At 35.2% G+C, this 19,764-nt stretch carries 10 protein-coding genes; all 10 read right to left on the minus strand.

The genetic code is table 11. The annotated features are described in order from the left end of the window. Nucleotides 1–22 precede the first annotated feature (22 nt). Nucleotides 23–2,113, minus strand: a complete 2,091-nt coding sequence (locus DKT72_RS07945) for an alpha-glucuronidase (protein WP_111308202.1) — start codon at nt 2,111–2,113, stop codon at nt 23–25. A 407-nt stretch (nt 2,114–2,520) separates the two neighbouring features. Further along, nucleotides 2,521–4,902: a glycoside hydrolase family 31 protein gene (locus tag DKT72_RS07950; RefSeq protein ID WP_111308203.1), complete on the minus strand. Its 2,382-nt coding sequence runs from the start codon at nt 4,900–4,902 to the stop codon at nt 2,521–2,523. A 30-nt stretch (nt 4,903–4,932) separates the two neighbouring features. Beyond that, nucleotides 4,933–6,672, minus strand: a complete 1,740-nt coding sequence (locus tag DKT72_RS07955) for a glycoside hydrolase family 43 protein (protein ID WP_111308204.1) — start codon at nt 6,670–6,672, stop codon at nt 4,933–4,935. A gap of 31 nt (nt 6,673–6,703) precedes the next feature. Then, nucleotides 6,704–8,044 carry a family 43 glycosylhydrolase gene (locus DKT72_RS07960; RefSeq protein WP_220628099.1) on the minus strand — a complete coding sequence of 447 codons (1,341 nt, stop codon included), beginning with the start codon at nt 8,042–8,044 and terminating at the stop codon, nt 6,704–6,706. 31 nt (nt 8,045–8,075) lie between these two features. Further along, nucleotides 8,076–9,428, minus strand: coding sequence for a glycoside hydrolase family 43 protein (locus DKT72_RS07965; RefSeq protein WP_111308206.1), 1,353 nt, complete (start codon nt 9,426–9,428; stop codon nt 8,076–8,078). Nucleotides 9,429–9,433: 5 nt separating this feature from the next. Continuing rightward, nucleotides 9,434–11,365, minus strand: a complete 1,932-nt coding sequence (locus tag DKT72_RS07970; RefSeq protein WP_111308207.1) for a glycoside hydrolase family 97 protein — start codon at nt 11,363–11,365, stop codon at nt 9,434–9,436. A gap of 15 nt (nt 11,366–11,380) precedes the next feature. Next, nucleotides 11,381–12,697 carry a glycoside hydrolase family 43 protein gene (locus tag DKT72_RS07975; protein ID WP_111308208.1) on the minus strand — a complete coding sequence of 439 codons (1,317 nt, stop codon included), beginning with the start codon at nt 12,695–12,697 and terminating at the stop codon, nt 11,381–11,383. A gap of 108 nt (nt 12,698–12,805) precedes the next feature. Further along, entirely contained in the window at nt 12,806–14,725 is a 1,920-nt protein-coding gene (locus DKT72_RS07980; protein WP_111308209.1) for a glycoside hydrolase family 97 protein, read from the minus strand. A gap of 5 nt (nt 14,726–14,730) precedes the next feature. Continuing rightward, nucleotides 14,731–17,022, minus strand: a complete 2,292-nt coding sequence (locus DKT72_RS07985; protein ID WP_235841644.1) for a glycoside hydrolase family 127 protein — start codon at nt 17,020–17,022, stop codon at nt 14,731–14,733. 109 nt (nt 17,023–17,131) lie between these two features. After that, nucleotides 17,132–19,750, minus strand: a complete 2,619-nt coding sequence (gene xyl3A, locus DKT72_RS07990) for a xylan 1,4-beta-xylosidase (protein WP_111308211.1) — start codon at nt 19,748–19,750, stop codon at nt 17,132–17,134. Nucleotides 19,751–19,764 lie beyond the last annotated feature (14 nt).

Here is a 19,764-nt window from a genome sequence, read left to right on the forward strand (position 1 = left end):
TTTACAGACTTGCTTAGTATTGTTATTTATAGTTTAAAGGTCTTTTCATGGTGCTGATTTTTAAATCTTCCAAATCATGTATAGGACGTTCAATATCATATGGTATGGGCATCTTACTGAATTCTTGGAAATACAATAAACAGCCATCTTTCCATACTTGGGCATTTCTGCTTTGGTCACGAAGCTTGCTTTGAACTTCATAAAACCGTTCGCTATCTACATAAGGCTTTGTCTTATCCCATATTTTTTGAAATTCTCTAACTTTTTGTAATCCAGCATCATAATGATAACACAGATTATCCCAAAGTGTTTTGCCATTTTTCATTTTATAATCCCATGATACATGATGAAACCAAAGTAGTAGATTTTCTGGACAAGTTTCTATATTATTGAATTCTGAACGAAGTGGTTCTTCATATTGGCTAACGGCGTTGCTCCCAGTTTCAGTTCTATCAAAACCAATTCCTAAACTATCAGCTTTGTGATAATAAGGAGGTGTCCAGTCCTTTCTTACCCTAGCTGGAGCATACCAAGGCCCTGGGCCATAATGCTCATTTGCTGAGAAAATATGATGTAAACCAAGTGGCATCATATAATCTACAACGGCTTCTCGGCTATCAAGCATCATATGTTTTACTGGTTTAAGAAAATGATTGCTCCAATCTTGTTTTGAAAAATCGATTTTTACTTGACTATTTTCAACATCAAAAGGAGAGAAAGTTAATGTAATCCATTCCTCGGTAATTTGATCATTTGTTAATTCATGATTCCATGCCAAACGACCAAACGCATACCAGTTAGATTGTGCAAAGGTATGCCCCGTCCAATTAGTGTCTAGACCTATATTTGAAACGCCTGCGATAGCAGATATTTTTTGATTATAAAGACTACCATCTGTAGATTTTGCAACCGTGCTGCCTGGTCCTTTTTGATATGTATCACTTTCTAAAAACTCTTTCCACATGGTACCTAAGTAAGCTAAATGCGTGGAGTGTCCCAAATATTCTTGAGTAATTTGTAGTTCGGGCATGATGATTGTTTTTTTAAGTGCTCCAAAAAGCGAGCTAAATGGTTCTCTAGGTTGAAAATCAACAGGACCATTTTTAACTTGAATGATCACATTATCACGAAATTGACCATCAAGAGGAACAAACTCTGTATATGCTTGTTTTGCTCTATCTACATCATTGGAACTATAAACAAATGCTCGCCACATTACAATACCTCCATAAGGTTTAAAAGCGTCTGCCAACATATTGGCACCATCGGCATGTGTACGACCATAATCTTGTGGCCCTGGTTGCCCTTCGCTACTAGCTTTTACCAAAAAACCACCAAAGTCTGGAATTAATTTATAGATTTCTTTTATTTTATTGTTCCACCATGTAATGACTTCTGTATCCAATGGGTCTGAGGTTTTTAAACCACCAATTAAAGAAGGTGAAGAAAATTTAATGGATATATAGGTTTTAACACCATATGGACGTAACACTTCAGTAATAGCTTTCACTTTTTCTAAGTACCCAGCAGTTAGCATCATGGGAGATGCATTTACATTATTAAGAACAGCACCATTAATACCAATTGAAGCGTTTATTCTGGCATATTCTTTCCATAATTTTATGTCACCATCTGTGACAGCTAAAGAATCTTTACCATAATGCCAGAATATGGATTTTCCAGCATAACCACGTTCTATACTTCCATTTGGGTTGTCCCAATGGTTTAGAATTCGTCTGTCGTAAGAAGGATTAATTATTTCTTCTTTAATGGAAACACCTGTTTGTTGTCTTCTTAAAAGTTCATAAACACCATATAAAAGTCCTAAATCTGTATTGGCTTGGATGCTATTTTCACTGATTTTAAAACCATCAGATTTTAGAGATTTATTGCGTTTAATCCTTAAAGTGACCGTCGCACCTTCGGTTCCTTGCCAACTTTGTATAAGTTCATTTTTAGCAATAGAAATGGTAGGTGATTGTTTTGAGGTTATGACATTAACTGTTTTTGCTTTTTTTGGACGAAGCCATGCATCATGGCCGTTTTCTGAATGACCAACAAAAGATAAAACTATGATTGTAAATAAAGAGATAATTTGTTTTGAGAAATTCATTTAAAATTTTTAATTAATTATCGTTTGAATTCAATTCTAATAGCAAATCCAAAAATATTTAGTAGGTAGCTAAGACATGGTATATATTAGACTGTTAATTTTAATAAAAGTCAATTTTAATTCTTGAATTTTAACAAATTAATTATTTATTGTAGGTATTTAAACTTACCAAGTTAATTGGATGAGCGAGACACTTTGTCTTGGTAAATCAAATTTTAAGTATGTTTTATAGCTTAACCTATCAATAATTTTGCTATGTATGTTTTATGATACCATTACGTTTTTTGTAATCAAAAAGAGATCACAAAGGTTTATCACCCTACAATTTTATATAAGCTTAGAATCATATTTATAGGCTTTTTATGAGTAATTGCATATTGAAAAAAAAGTTGTAAGAATCAAAATTCTTACAACTTTACTTCTAACCTTTCACCGTTGTAATCAATAGTTTTAGATAAGGGTTCATTGTGTGAATTTATAAAAACAATATTAAAAGATCGGTTTTTCAACATACCATCAAAAGTGCCTTCTCTTTTATTTATTGTAAGTTTTTTATTGGAATCATCCCATTCAAAACTGATTAGAGAAAATGCTCCTTTTTCGTAATTATAATTGTCTTTTTCATCCTCATATAAACTGAATTCACCATTGGCTCCAGTGTAAACTCGTATTTCTAGATTTGACCAATCTTTTTCTTCAGCAAATTGGACTTTAGGACCAAAAGGGATGATACTACCAGCTTTAACATATAGCGGCATCATATCAATAGGTGTTTCTTTACTAATGGTTTTACCGCCTACCAATTTTTCGTTAGTCCAGAAATCATACCATGTAGTATTTGCAGGTAAATAAATTTCAGTCGATTTCGTTGTGCTAAAATCTTGAACTTTGTTATGTTCATTAACATCTTTTGTATACATAGGGTCTGTCACAGGAGCTACTAATATGGATTTTCCAAACATATACTCATTATTAATATCATGCGTGTTCTTATCTTCAGCAAAATCCATTACTAAAGCCCGAGTTATAGTGGACTGATTCGCCGTTACATCATATGAAGTCGCATAGATATATGGTAATAGGCTATAGCGTAAGTTGATAAACTTATCGATAGCATCATAAATAGGTTCCCCCTTTTTTCCAAATTGATATATTTCACGTGGGGCATCGGCTCCATGTGAACGCATCATAGTACTAAAGGCTCCAAACTGAACCCAGCGCGCATAAAGCTCCTTGTAATTTGGGTCGTCCAGTTTTTTTGGAAATTTTGATAGGAAGAAGCCTCCAATATCTGTGTTCCAATAAGGTATCCCAGTCATTGAAAAATTGAGACCCGCTGGAATTTGATTTTTAAGAGCTTCCCAAGAAGACGTAACATCTCCAGTCCATGTATTGGATCCATATCTCTGTTGTCCTGCAAAAGCTGAACGTGTTAGGATGAAAACACGTTTATCAGATGTTTCTTTGCGTTGATGATCGTAAACACCACCAACGGTCATTAAAGGAAAGGCATTACGTACTTTCCTGAAAGAACCAAGGTAGGTTTTATTGTCTAAATCTTCAGGTTTGGCATTCATATGGTCAGGTTCTGTGGAGTCCATCCACCAGCCATCAATGCCTAAAGAAAATAGACCTTTTTTAAGATATTTCCAATAAATATCTCTTGCCTCAGGATTATAAGGGTCGTAAACCACAACGCCAGATGGATAATTCATATCTGGAGGCCAAACATCTTTGCCCGATAAGGGCCACGTGCCAAAATCCATCAACATACCCTTATCTTTTAATTCTTTATATTCATTAGTTTCAGGACCAAAAGAAGACCAAATGGAAATAATCATATGGGCATTTAAATTATGAACATCATTGACGAATTTTTGTGGATTTGGGAAATTCGGGTTTAAAAATTCCATAGCATTCCAATGGTAATTATCGCCCCAATATTGCCAATCTTGAATAATACCATCAAGAGGCACACCCAATTCACGATATTTTTCTACAACACCAACAGTTTCATCTTGACTTTTGTAACGTTCCTTACTTTGCCAGAAACCAAATGTCCATAAAGGAAACATAGGTGCCTGACCCGTAAGATTTCTCATTTCAGCAATAACGCCATCTGCATTACCACCAAGCATGAAATAATAATCAATGCATTTGCCAACTTCAGAACTAAATTGAGTCCCATTCTCATCATCTTTAAACGTAGTGGGTGAGTAATTATCCCAAAAAAGACCATACCCTTTTACCGATTGGAAAAAGGGTACGTAGTCTTGAGTATTGCCTTGAACCATGAAGACTTCTTGGTTTCTTTGAGACATTTTACCTTGTTGAAGAATACCTAAGCCATAAATGGCTTCATCTGGCTCTAATTTGAATGATTGAGTCACTTTAAAAGTGTTCTCTCCTGCATCACTGGTAGGAGTAAAGTCGTAACTAGGTGCTTCAGTAAATAGTAAATCACCATTTAAATCAGAATATGAAATTTCACCCGATTTTCTGTTTAATCTTACTTTTAAGCTATTACTACTTATAGTGAAAAAATTGTCATCTTCAGAAATATTTAAATCTAACTTTTCTGGAGATTTAATAACCGAAAGACTTTTTTTATCAATGACTGAATCTTGTGGGTATTTTAAAACTCTAATAATTTTAGGGGAAAAAAATTGAATGTCTACAGTAGTAGAATCAATAATTGTTTTTAACCCTAAGTCTGTTTTGTCATAAGCTTTTGTACCACAGCTAACTATAAATAATGACAGTAAACCTATCCAATAAATGCATTTCATATTTATTCAGTTTAATTATTTTTTACATTTCTATTCTGGTACAGCATCGTTTGATGAAGTAACATAAAGACCTAATAAAGCGCCTGTAAAACCTCCAGCAACATCTGTTGAAAGAATATCACCAGAAACAGTACCTCCTACATTTACAAAATCGATTCCATTTGTTGAGTAACTAAACTCATACTTATCTCCATTCGCTTTTACTTGAAGTTTTATAGGATTTTTTAAATCAATTTTAGTACTGCCAATAATAGTAGATTCTGTATCACGACTTCTAGGTTTTCTATTGTTCTTTTGTAGCAATAAGAAATAATCACTGCCTTTTTTTGTTACACCAAAAGCATAGTTTGAATTTTCGTTTTGATAAGCTACAATACCAGCTAAATCTTTTTCTGATTTTGGTTTATATTCTAAAGTTGTAGTAAATGAAAAACTATTATGTTGTTGTCTAAGAAATAGAGTAGAAGTAGGTTTCAACTCTTTGATGTTAGTATCAAACGGATTGATTTGTAAGCCTTTTTTTGTTGTTGAAATGAAGGCTTCACGTGGCCCTCTTAAACCAATCCAACGATAATCTAGTTTGTCGGAAGTAAAGTTATCTGTAATTGTAAAGTTGCCATTAGGTACGAATCCGTCTTGTCCTGTTTTGTTTTCAACACCCTTAGGCATTTTAAGTTTGGGTTCTATTGGAATTAATCCATTTTCAAAAACAGGAAATTCTCCAGACCAATCTACTGGTAATATAAAAGTTTCACGACCTGTGTTTACTCTGTTTTCTTCATTAGGTCGAACCGCTAAAAAGACACCATAATATTTGTCGTTCGGTCCTTTAACTAAATCGGCATGTCCAGCCCAATCCACTTTGTTTTTTCTGTCTCTAGGAAAAAATCTTTGTGTTAAAATAGGGTTGCTTGGTGCTGGAATAAAAGGACCTTTAGGGCTATCACTTTTGAAAATAACTTCCGTATGATTACCACCAGTGCCACCTTCGGCACACATTAAATAATAGCTGCCATCTTTTTTATAAAGATGAGGTGCTTCTATCCAAATTGGTTTTTTTGAAAGATCAACACCACCATCAACAATAATTTTATCTGTTCCAGGAATCACCTTGTCATTTTCAAGATCATATTCCCAAACTTTAATGACGCGATGCCCATTGTATAGCTCTTTTCCTTGATCAGGGGCATCGTTATGCACAATGTAGCCTTTGCCATCATCATCAAAGAAAATAGAGGGATCTATACCGCCAAAACCGAGTTTAATTGGGCTTCCCCAGCCTTTCATAGGGTCTTTTGTTTTTACAATAATATTTCCAAGACCACCTGAAAATGCTGTTACAATCATGTAGAAGGTATCGTTATGAGGATTGTAAGTAATGCCAGGAGCATAAACACCTTGGCTAATGCCAGTATCGTGAGGATTGAATTCATCAACATTATTTAATATTCCTCCTAAGTCTGTCCAGTTAACTAAATCTTTTGAGTGGAAAATTGGCACACCCGGAAACATAGCAAATGAAGAACAAACCATGTAATAGTCATCACCTTTTCTAGTAATGGCAGGGTCTGGATAGCAACCTTGTAAAATAGGGTTGTAAAACTCATCTGGTTTTAATGGATTGTCTATGTACACTTTATCAGTTCCTTCATAAACAGCATTTGAAAAAATGGCTGGATTTTTTGATGTCTTTTTTGTTTGACTATTTACTCCAGTAAAGGATAATAACCCCATAAATGAAGATAATAGTATTAGTTGCGTTTTTTTCATTGTTTAATATATTAGTAATTGTTTTATAATTTTATTCAAATTTTACCCAGTCTGTTTCTATTTCATTATCATTTTTTGAAATAGTGAAAAGGTTTTGATTATTAGATTCATATTTTTTTAAAGGTACTTTTATTTCTTTCCAATCGGTGCTTTTAGGTATGTTTACTTCAGCTATAACAGGACCATTTATAGCTTGACTTCTAATTTCCAGCATGCCACCAGTATCAGATTTCGCTTTTACAATGATGGATTTTAATCGTTTTTTACCAAAATCAACATCATTGTATTTTGTCCATGCTCCAGATTTATTGAATACCGTTTTCCAACCTTTAAAAGTATTCAAAGTATCTAAAAAAGCAATAGAAGTACCTTGTTCACTTATGTCACTATATCTATCAATTTGGATTTCTTTTTTAGCGTCTGTAATACCAATGCCTCTTAAAGTAGGAATCACTTTTTGAATCGTACCATCGGCATTAAAGTTTAATTTATCTGCTCTAACCGACCGGGCTTTATCAAAACTTGGTGAATAATCATTATGATGGTAAAAGAGATACCATTGGTTTTTGAATTCGAGGATAGAATGATGATTGGTCCAACAACCTGTTGGCGATTCATCCATAATAACCCCTGTTACTTTAAAAGGACCAAGTGGATTATCTGAAATAGCATATTCCAAACGTTCTATGGTATTTTCAACATGTGGATAGGTTAGATAATAAATCCCGTTTCTTTCAAACAGATAGGGACCTTCTTTCAATCCTTTAGTTGGGAGTTCTCCAAGTGTTTTCACTTCAGAATCTAACTCCAGCATATTGTCTTTTAGTTTAGCCGCAAAAATATTTCCTTGGGACCAATACAAATAAGCTTGTCCATCTTTATCAATAAACACATTAGGATCTATTCCCCTTACACCAGCGATAGGCAAGGGTTCCGTAGTATAAGGTCCTTCAGGTTTATCGGCAATAGCAACTCCAATGGTAAAGCCTCTTGCATTTGTTAATGAATCTTTAACTGTAGAAGGAAAATAAAAATAGTATTTGCCATGTCTTTCAATACAATCCGGAGCCCACATGCTGTAGCTGTCTGGTTTTACCCAAGGTACTTTATTTTGTTGTACAATAGCACCATGATCTGTCCAATCTGTTAAGTTTGCAGATGAAAACACATGGTAATCTTCCATGCAGAACCAATCTTTACGCCCTTTGCCTTCGGTTGCTAAAATGTCATGCGAAGGAAATAAATACACTCGATCTCCAAAAACCCTTGCCGAAGGATCAGCGGAAAATTGATCTCTAATGACTGGGTTTTGTCCAAAAGAATAACCGATTGCAAAAATCAGTAATATTCCACTTTTTAGATGTTGATTCATATTTTTCATTTTAATTCAATTGATTCATTTTTTAATTAGAAAACATCCAATAATCAAAGTACATTATTTGACTTGCAGCTTTCCCTTTGAAAATAAAGTATAAATCGTGAACTCCTGAGATTCTTTTAATATCAATTGTTCGTAGTGCCCATCGGTCATTACCACCTGTCATTGGTACTTTTACCGTTCCAAGTAGCTCTCCATTTCTACTATCTGCTCGTATTTCCATGGATACATTCCCGTTATGCGTTGTGCCAATTCTTGCAGTAAATTTTGAAGCTCCTTCTTTACGGAAATCTACTTGTTTGACTGTGGTGTATGCGTCATTGTATTTTGCTGTTATAAAATTACCAACGACATCGTTCTTCATAGACTTTACGCCTTCCGACCGAGCAATCGTTTCTGCTTCATTTTTAGCATAGGGGTTTAGTGGACTCAAACTTTGTTTGATACCTTCGGTCATATTCATTTGTACAATAGAACCGTCTTTATTGAATTTAAGTTCTTCTACACATACGGAACGGGTAAAACCACCACCACCTGGCAATGCTGCATTATGATAGAAAAAATAGCTTTTCCCTTTAAAATCGATAACACCTGGATGGTTTGTAAAAGCACCCCCTTGTGTAGCCATGACAATACCTTGGTATTTCCAAGGTCCCATTATACTTTTACTGGTTGAATAACCAATATGTTCCGATATGGGGCCGGCGGCAAAAAATAAGTAATATAGATTATTGCGTTTATAGAGCCAAGGACCTTCTTCATAAGTTGTTGGCCTTTTAGCATCTTCAACAGTACGTTGGCCGAAAGATTCTATTGTGTTGGGTATTTGTTTAATTTCATCATTAAAAGAAATCATATCCTCATTCAACTTTACATAATGACATACGGGATTTCCCCAAAATAAATAGGCTTGTCCATCATCATCAATAAAAACAGTAGGATCGATATCGGCATTGCTATTGGAAATTAAAGGTTTCCCTAAAGGATCTATGAATGGTCCATACGGGCTATCGGCTACAGCAACCCCAATTCCATTCTTTCCTTCGCGATCGGTAATGGGTACGTACATATAAAATTTTCCTTTTCGCTCAATACATTGAGGAGCCCAAGCATTCATTTTTCCCCAACTAAATTCTTTATAAGACAATACAGCTCCGTGATCCGTCCAATTGACCATATCTTCTGTAGTATATAATCGCCAATCGTTCATAGTGAACCAAGTGGATTCGTCTTCATCGTGGCTCGTATATAGGTACACTTTCCCATTATATACCATCGGTGCTGGATCGGCAGTATAATTGGTTTGTACAATAGGATTTTGTGCCTCTATTATAGAATAACTTAAAAGAATTATAAGGATGACTATTATTTTTTTCATTACTCCTAATTAGTTAATACAAATCCTCCATTTGGTTGTATTGTTATTGAAACTTCTCCTTTTTTAGAAATTTTCACATCCTCCATAAGCGGGTTTTTATTTTTGTCGTCGTTATAAAGGGTTGCTTTGCCTCCCGTAAGCATAGGAAGTTTTAATTTTAGTGTTTTTGCAGTTTCTTCTGCATTCACTCCTGCTATATACCATTTTTGATTATGTCTGCGAGCCACGACACTATATTTGCCAGGGTAGCCATCAATAAAAACCGTTTCATCCCAAGTGGTTGGTACATTCCTAATAAAATCTAATTCAAATGCCGGTACGTCTTCAAGATTATTAGGCGTTAATCCAAACATTTGCACTGGGTTTTGAAAAAGCACACTCGTTGCCAATTGAAAAGCATCCGTTGTTAAGCGTTTTTGACCTTTTTCATTTCCTTTATTAAGAAATTTATTTAGTAAAACTCCTCCAAATTCCATACTGGCTACCGAGTTACGGATAAAAGGGTGTAATGTAGCATAAAAAGCTTCTTTATTTCTAACATCTTGGGAGAAAATAAGCATTTCTGAAGCTGTAACAGCTTCACTTCCAACAAAATTAGGATACATGCGTTCCCACCCACGAGGTAAAGTAGCCCCATGGAAAATTATCATTAAACCATAATCATTCGCATCTGAAAGAATATCTTCATACAAACGCATGGTTTCTTGTTTATCTCCTCCAAAAAAATCAACTTTTAAACCTTTTACACCAGCTTCTTTGAGCCATTTCATTTCTTTTTTTCTGGTTATTGCGGTATTCATTTTATCCTTTGGAGTTTGGAAAGCATCATTGGCACTTCCGTTGGAATTGTACCAAAGAAAAACATCCACACCTTTAGATTTGGCATATTGAATAAGTTCTTTCATTCTGTCGTAACCAATATTCTTATCCCACCATGCATCAATTAAAATATATTCAAAATTCATGGCTGCGGCCAGGTCTATATACTTCACCTGATCTTCATAATTCATACTGTTATCTTGCCAAACAATCCAACTCCAACTTCCTCGTCCATATGTGTAATCTTGAGAAGCTTCATAAAGCGGTTCTACTACACTAAAAGGGATGGTGGTTTCTACAATAGGCTTTAATGTTTCTCCAACGGTAATGGTGCGCCATGGAGTAACCCCTGGAAGACCAATTTGAGCTCCTGTGCTACCAAAGCCATTGTTGTTTTTTATGTTTGGGTATTCTACACTATAAATACCATTACGATATTTACTTAAATGGGAGCCACAATAAAGACTTGATACCCCTGTTTCTGATAATAAGGCCCAACCATTTTCTCCTACATGAAATAATGCTGGAAATACATAACCATCTTCCGCTGTGTTTGTTTCCATTGGAGAATCTGAAGTGTAGCCACTTTCATAACTAGGAGCGGTACGTGCAAATCCTGTCATGGACTTCATCATAGAGGAAAGAAAGGTGGTTGTTTGAGAAGGGAATTTATAACCTGTAGCCTCTTTCTCTACCACGCAGGCCATGGTTTCACCCCAAATAGGAAGTTCGTATCTAAAAGCAATGTCGTTATTGCTTACTTGAAATAAGATTGATATTTGTTTTTTGTCAGTATTAACAATCGTGAATTTTAAAGTGTTGGCTTTATAGTTTATAGAAGATTGTTTTATTTTTTCTTGCTCATAACTTTTATCGACCTTTCCAAGTGTAGATTCCACAAAACTCATGTTTTTTGTAAAATCACCTTCATTGGTAATTAAACCTAAAGGTGAGTTTTCCAGTATCCCTTTATTATTATAAGTTACCGAATATATTGGGTTGCCATTTTCAACAGCTACCTTTAATTTTAGTTTTCCATCAGGACTTACAACTTCTGCATTCTGTGAGATAGCGATTGCTGAAATTAATAAGCAGTATAGAACAATTAATTTTTTCATGTTATTTTTATATATTTAGTTGTTAAATTTCCAAGCGTCTAGATTTAGTAATTCGTCTTCTGTAGTTCCTTTGAACACGAAAAATACATCATGTACCCCTTTGGTTTTTTTAATTTTAGTTGTGAATGTTTTCCAAGTATTCCAACCGCCAGTGCTATTAATTCTACAAATGCCAATGGGAGCATCATCTTTATTATCTATATGAATCTCTATAGTTCCGCTATTCATTGAAGCGGCAATAGCCTCAAATTTTTTAGCTCCTTTGCCAAAATCTACCGATTGTATTTCTATAAAATCCTTATTATTGATATCTGTAACATACACTCCTGTTTCGGTGTTTTTTTCAGATTTTACACCTTCACTCCATGCCATGGTTTCTGCTTCTACACGTTTAAAAGGATTAATGGTGTCAACAGGTTCTGGACCACCATTAGACCAATAGGGAAGTGTTTGGATGGTACCATCTTCATTATAAATTATTTCATCCATATCGACGGAACGTCTTTCATAAAAAGTGGATGTCTTACTTTTTATAAGATCGTAACTGTGTCCAAAACAATATGATTTCCCTTTGTAATCAATAATTCCAGGATGATTGCCCCTCGTTTTATCACTTGCTTCCACAATCATTCCTTTATATTCCCAAGGTCCCGTTGGGGAGTCGCTCATTGCATAACCAATTCCTTCAGGACAACAAGTGGATGCATAGGCCAGATAATAATGTCCGTCACGCTTATAAACCCAAGGACCTTCTTGATAGTTTGCTGGTTTTGTGGATTCTTTTATAATGTCTCCCGAAGTAGAAATCATGTCTTCATTTAATTTAACGTAATAGATGTCTGGATTACCCCAATACAAATAAGCTTGTCCATCATCGTCAATAAAGGGGGTTGGATCAATGTCATTCCAAATATGATCGGAGTCTATTAACCTTTTTCCTAACGGGTCTTTAAAAGGTCCATAAGGGCTATCAGAAACCAAAACCCCTATGCCGCCACCATGCATGGGGCAGTACATATAAAATTTACCATTACGTTCAATTGTTTGAATAGCCCAGGCTCCGTTATCTTGTCTGGCCCAACTAAAATCTTTTAAAGAGGCAACAACGCCGTGTTCTGTCCAATTCACCATATCTGTCGATGTGTAAAGTAGCCAGTTTAACATTTTAAAACCTTTGGCATCATCTTCGTCGTGAGATGTATATAAATAAACGGTGTCATTATAGACCATAGGGGCAGGGTCTGCTGTGTATTTGGTTTGAATAATTGGTTTTTGGGCATTACAAATAAAGCCCGCAATTGTAAAAACAGATATAATAATTTTAAATTTCATGAGTTAATATATTATTGATAATTATTTTGAAAACAAGTTTTTTTAAGTAACAGCGAAATGCTATTTCTTTGACATATGATATAGATAATGGTTTAAACGTCATATTTCTTATTCAATAGGATGTATGTATGCTACAAATCCACCACGACGAAGCATTTTTACATCAATAGTGGTTGATGTATCAATTACCATATATTTGGTTAAAAATGCTTTATCATGTTCTCCATCAGAAATTAATGTTAATTTATATGATTTTCCTTCAGGTAAAAAGTCAAATTTTAAATTTTGATTTTTTTCCCTTCTACCATCAGAATTTATGGCTCCAATATACCAATCAAGACCTTTTCTACGAGCCATAACGGTAAACTTACCTGGATAGCCATCCAATAATTTGGTGTCGTCCCATGTGCTCGGAACATGTTTGAGAAACGTTTTAGGGGCATCCGGCAGATTTTGATAGCCTTCAGGTCTGTCTGCCATATGTTGCATGGCAGATTCAAAAACCACACTTAAAGCTAATTCATGCCCGTAAGAAGTAATATGAGCAAATTGTGAATTGGTAAAAGTAACAGGGGTATAGTCCATAGAACCTATTACATTTCTTGTAAAAGGTAAAACATTGTTGTGTTCTGGAGCAGTTGTAGTTAGTTCTGGACCATTATTGTACCATTCGGCTCCTCTAACGGCCTCATACGTCATAAGGTGTGGATAGGTTCTTTGCCAACCACGAGGTACGATGCAACCATGAAAATAAACCATTATTTTAAATTTAGCGGCATCATCAAGTATGTCAAGATAATACTTTATCATCTCTTGTTTCTCACTAAGGAAAAAGTCTATTTTCACCCCGTAAACACCAAGTTTGTTCAGTTTTGTAAATTCTTCTACTCTGTTTTCGTGAGTTTTCATACGGTCAACTGGGGTCGAGGTGATCCATTTAAACATGCTTGAATTGTACCACATAAGAGGTTTTACTCCAATGGAATGTATATAGTTTACCGCATCTTCTAAATTGCCTCCATTTGCCATTTGATCCCATTCCCAATCCAAAAGGGTATATTTCCAACCCATTTCTGCAGCTAAATCGGCAAATTCAGTAACTATTTTATAATCTTTTGTGCCATGATTATTTGACCAATAATTCCATGAGGCCACACCCGGCTGAATCCAATCTGTATCTGTTAAAACCGAAGGTGAAGACACATCATCAACTAATGTTGATTCCACAATATCGGCAAGGCTTCCCATAATAATAACACGCCAAGGCGATTTCCAAGGCAGATTAATAATTGGTAATGGCTCGCCAACACCTTCATCTTTACCTGGAAGTGTTACTTTATATTCTGAATTGGTAATTGTGTTACTTAGTTTTGTTGCTGTATAACTTCTATCTACATCTGCTTCATGGATAAGATACCAACAAGAATTGTCCTTTGTATTAAAAAGTGCGGGATAACACCAGTCTTGTTGCATGCTCGCATCATTCATGGTATCATAAAGTCCTTCATTGGAAAGATCGAATTTTTCCAACCAACGTTTAGTACTATCAGCCACCTTGTATGCTGTTAATTCATCTTTGATTGTGAATGTTCCATTTTTTTCTGGAAATTCATATCTAAAAGTAATCCCATCATTATAGGCCCTTACAATTACATTTAATTTAGCTTTTGAAGGATTTTCAAAATATAAAACTATCTCGTTAGCGGAATTAGTGCGTTGCGATCGTTTTCCATGCAAAGAAGTGTATTGGTCCTTTACTGATAATGGTTTGCTTGCTTTAAGAAATTTAAGGTCTTTAGAGAAATCTTGATCGTTTCTGGAAATTCCTAAATCAATCTTCTGTATAACTTCAGACGGGTTATCAGCATTAAAATAAGTAACTTGAAGATACCAATTACCAGTATCTTTGTTTTGATCATTGAATACAGATACGCTATTTTTTTTATTAGGTGATACCACAGTTGTTTTCTGGGCAAAACTTAACATTACTGTAAAGAAACATAAAGTGGTAATAAATTTTAATTTCATAAATCCTAGTTTGTTGTTTTTGTTAATCGAACAGAATAAATATCACTTGTACTGTTTTTTGGAAGTGCCTGAAAACGAACTCTAATTTTATTTTTCCCTTTTACCATACTATTTGGTATGGGGTAAGTTGTTTCAATAAACTGACTAATATTGCTGTAGTTGGAAGTATCTACAGAAGTTAATTTTTCATCATCGATATAAATATCAAACTTTTTTGGTCCCCAATAAAATCCCCAATAACGAACAATAAGATTTAGGTTGATAGCAGACTGGGTTGACATTAAATAACTAAAGTAACCTTCATCTCTGGCAGCCCTCCAAAATTCATCTTGTGAATTCCCTGTGGTTGAATTGGAACTTTCCATATAATGATCGCTTTCTGGTTGTTGTTCGCCTGTACCTACATAATCGATTGTACGTTTTTCAAGTTCCAACTTTTCTTTTTCAAGAGTTGCTAAAGAATCTATATAGGTCTTATACCCTGACTTGGTTAATGATAACCAGTACATCATATATCTTGCATCATGAATTTTGTAAAAAGGTTTTAAACGACTCTCAATAGGATTTTGCATGTTGACATTGAGTTTAAAATTTAAAGGTTTGCCTTTTACTGGCTCCAATTTATTTGCAATATGTTGGATATCATCTTCAACTAAAATAGGTGCTTTGTTCAGGGGCAATCTTTCACCACTTGGATATTGTCCAAAACGGCTATCATCTGCGATAAGTCCTTTTAAATCTTCTGTACCAGTTTCTGCTCCCAATAAAATAGGGCCATGTAAGAAAGCAATGTATTGAGAGACATTAGGGACTTGTTCAACGGTATTTTGCATAGGCAACATGATTTGAACCACATCGCCTTTTTTCCAAGTTCTATGAATGCTTATGTATGAAGACGGTTTATTGAAATAGTTGACATTTTTACCATTGACCAGAACTTTTAAAGCTCCTTCTTTGACCCAAATTGGATAACGCACTAATAAATTGAAATTTGATTTGCCTTGAGTTATCGTTAGTTTGGTTTGCTCTTCATAAGGGAAATTTGTTTCTTGTTTAATTTTTATACCTTTTTCTTTCCAGTTCAATTCTGAAGCCACAAACAAGTTTAGATATAAAGAATCTTTTGAGTGAGTGTAAATAAATTGATTGTATTTGCCATGGTTTTCCATTCCTGTACCTACACAGCACCACATTGCCTCATTTGGGGCGGAATATACTCTATAATGGCGAGGACGGGCAGAGGTAAAATATACATAACCACCATTTTTGGGGTGTTGTGTAGAAAGAATGTGATTATACAATGTTCTTTCATAGTAATCTGCATATTTGGCTTCTGGATGTACTCTAAATAAATCTTCAGTCAATTTGAGCATGTTATATGAATTGCAAGATTCTGGGCCATCATCTTCATTGATATAATCAATACTTGCGGCTTTACTGGGGAAATGTTCTTTTCTACTGTTCCCACCAAAAACCAACGTGCGATTATTGATGACAGTTTCCCAGAAAAAGCTTCCTGCATTGTTATATTTACTATCATTACTCAATTCAGCTATTCTTTCAAAACCTACAAATTTGGGTATTTGGGTATTAGCGTGCTTGTTGTCTAAATTATCGATTCCTTGCGATAAGGGATCAAGTAATGCTTTGTGCGAAAACCGTTTGGCGGCAACCAGATATTTGTCATCACCGATTATTTGGTATGCATCAGCAAAAACTTCTGGCATACCGCCATGTTCCATATTAAGCATGGATTGCATTTGTTCGTTAGAAAGGGCAGAAGTAATAGCAATACCCCAATCGCAGAATTTTAGAAAAATGGTTTTAGCTTCTTCACTGTCACCGTATAACCAAGCATCTCTTAAACCTGCATACATTTTGTGCAAGTTGTAGAAAGGTGCCCACGCTGAATTATAAATGCTAAAATCTCCTTTTTTAAATGCTGGCCATAATTTATCACTATTAGGAAAACCTCCGGCATAACCAACACCCCATTCTTTATGAAGGATGGCATTTGCTTCTTGACATGCTTTAATTTCAGAAACAATATAATCCATTCGTTTTTTACATTCCTTATTACCAGTGGCAGCATAGTTCATAGCCATAGCCGACAGATAGTGGCCACCAACATGACCATCAAGTCCTTCCCAGTTTGGGTATGATGGTGCTTTAGGTTTTAAACCCGCTTCTTTTCTGTAGGGAGCCATAAATCGATCCACATTATACTTTAAAAGAACCTCAATATTAAGGTCGCGAGCATGTTTGAAAGGCCCATCAAATAATGTTACGTCTTCCAAAGGAAATTCGTTCGGATACAATTTTTCCTGTGAGTGAACTTTAGGCGCAAGGAATAAGCAAAAAACAAAAAATTGTATTAATATATTTTTGGGTTTATGTAACATATTTTTATTGAATTACAACTTTAGTCATTTTCAAATCTTTGGCATCTGAACTATCTCCATAATAAACTTCATATTCGCCAGCAGTTACTTTCATTCCCATGCTATTCCAATCATAAAACTCAAAGGAAGATGAAGGTAAATCAATAGTAACGCTTTGCGTTTTCCCAGCTCTAACATCAACGCGTTTAAAACCTTTTAACGTTTTTAAAGGACCGTCAGGATCATTCAACTTATGCACATAAACTTGAACTATTTCTGTACCATCGCGTTTACTCGAATTCGTTACAGGGATAGTTAATTGAACAGACTCATCAGTTTTAATATTGGTTTTATTCAGTTTAGCTAAGCCAATATTGAATTTTGAATAACTCAACCCGAATCCGAATGGAAACAATGCATTATCCATATAACGGTAGGTGCGACCTTGCATAGAATAATCTTCAAAATCTTTTAATTGATCAGAATTTTTATAGAATGTAATAGGCAGTTTGCCAGAAGGGTTATAATCTCCAAAAAGAACATCTGCAACGGCTTGTCCGCCAGCTTCGCCGCCATACCAAGCTTGAAGTATAGCGTCACAACTTTCTGTTTCTGGGGCTAAGGCAATAGCTGAACCAGAGCAATTAACAAAAACTACTTTTTTACCAGCATCTTTTAATGCTTTTAAGCATTTTCTTTGAACTGCAGGCAAATCAATATTTGTTCGGTCTCCTCCTTTAAATCCTGGGTATGAAACCGGCATTTCTTCGCCTTCAAGCAATGTTGATAATCCCCCAACAAATACTACGGTATCGATGCCTTTTAATTTTTGAATCAATCCACTAAAATCAATATCATATTCTTTTCCAAAATCAAATTCAAGATTGGCTTGCCAATTATTAGATTGCGCAAAAAGAATTTCAATTTTATAGGTTTTGCCAGCTTCAACTTTAAAGGGAATTCTAGCAGGTATAGTTCGCCAGTTGGTATATTTACTTAATGACTCACCATTAACTAATAACTCAAATGTTCCAGTGGCTCCTGTTTTAAAAACCAAGTCATCACTTTCTGTAGCGACAAATGTTCCTTCATATTTTCCAGAAAATCCTTCTAATTTTACGCCTGTTGCAAATTCATGTTGACCAGCAGTAGTTAATTTTAAAGGATTAATTATTTGTGTAGTAGCGACGATATCACCTGTTCTGTCTGGAGTATTCCAATAGGTTGCTTTGAATCCTTTTTTTTCATCGAAAGTAATTTGAGGGAAATAGGTAGTTGTTACTTTGTCTTCTACCAAATCGCAAGCCTTATCATAAAAAATACTGCTTTCTGAAACTTTTGATTTTATACCATCCAGAATAGTGATGGTTTGATTTGGTGTGCCATTATAATTTCCCCAAAGCATTGGTTCATTATCGGCATTTGGGCCAATAATGGCAATTTTGTTTGCTGATTTATTTAAAGGAAGTACATTGTTTTTATTTTGAAGCAGTGTCATAGATTTTCTGGCCATTTCAAGGGCTAGTTCTTGATGTTCTTTACTATTCAGAACAGATGTTGGAATTTGAGCCCAAGGCACTATGGAATCATCGTCCATCTCACCTAAATCGAAACGCCCTTTTAATACACGGGTTAAACTTTTGTCAACATCGGCTTCTTTTATCAAATCATGTGCAACGGCTTCTGGTAATGTTTTAAACGGATAATTTTCCCATACACATTCTACATCAGTTCCAGCTAATACAGCTTTTGATGCGGCATGTGTGGCATCTGATGATACATTATGAGTCGTGAAAAAATCAGTGACGGCACCACAATCTGATACCACCATATATTTATAACCCCATTCATCTCGAAGAATTCGTTGCAACAATCTGGTATTGCCACAACACGGTTCATCATCCAGCCTTTGATAGGCACACATAACTTGACGCACATCAGCATCTTGAACCAATGATTTAAAAGCGGGTAAATAAGTTTCGTATAGTTCACGAGGATTGACATCATTTAAATTCAATTCATGTCGACTCCATTCGGGACCTGAGTGCACAGCATAATGTTTAGCACAGGCTAACAGCTTACGATATTTGGAATCTTCAGGCCCTTGTAAGCCTTTAACAACCGAAACACCCATAAGCGATGTTAAATAAGGATCTTCCCCATAGGTTTCTTGTCCACGACCCCAACGCGGATCCCGAAAAATATTCACATTTGGTGTCCAAACGGACAGACTTAAAAAGCGTTTGTTTTCATTGCCGTCTTGAATCCATTGATTGTATTTCGCACGTGCTTCATCAGAAACCGCATCAAAAATATGATAGACTAATTCGTTGTCGAATGAAGCTGCCATTCCAATAGGTTCGGGAAAAACAGTCACATTATCATTATTTGCAAAACCATGAAGGGCTTCACTCCACCAATTAAACTTTTTAATTCCTAATCTAGGTATGGCATCGGATTGATCACACATCAAGGTCGCTTTTTCCTCAATGGATAGGCGAGATATTAAATCTTTAGCTCGGTCTTCAGAACTTAATTCTGGATTTTGAAAAGGGAACTGTTGGGCATTCAAGTTTAGAAAACCCAATAAGCTTATGAAAAATATCCATAGGCATTTAATTGGTAGTTTAGTTTGAGAGTTCATAACTCTTAATTTTT

Origin of the sequence: Confluentibacter sediminis (assembly GCF_003258355.1) — a bacterium.
In the GTDB taxonomy this organism is placed as follows: Bacteria; Bacteroidota; Bacteroidia; order Flavobacteriales; family Flavobacteriaceae; genus Confluentibacter; species Confluentibacter sediminis.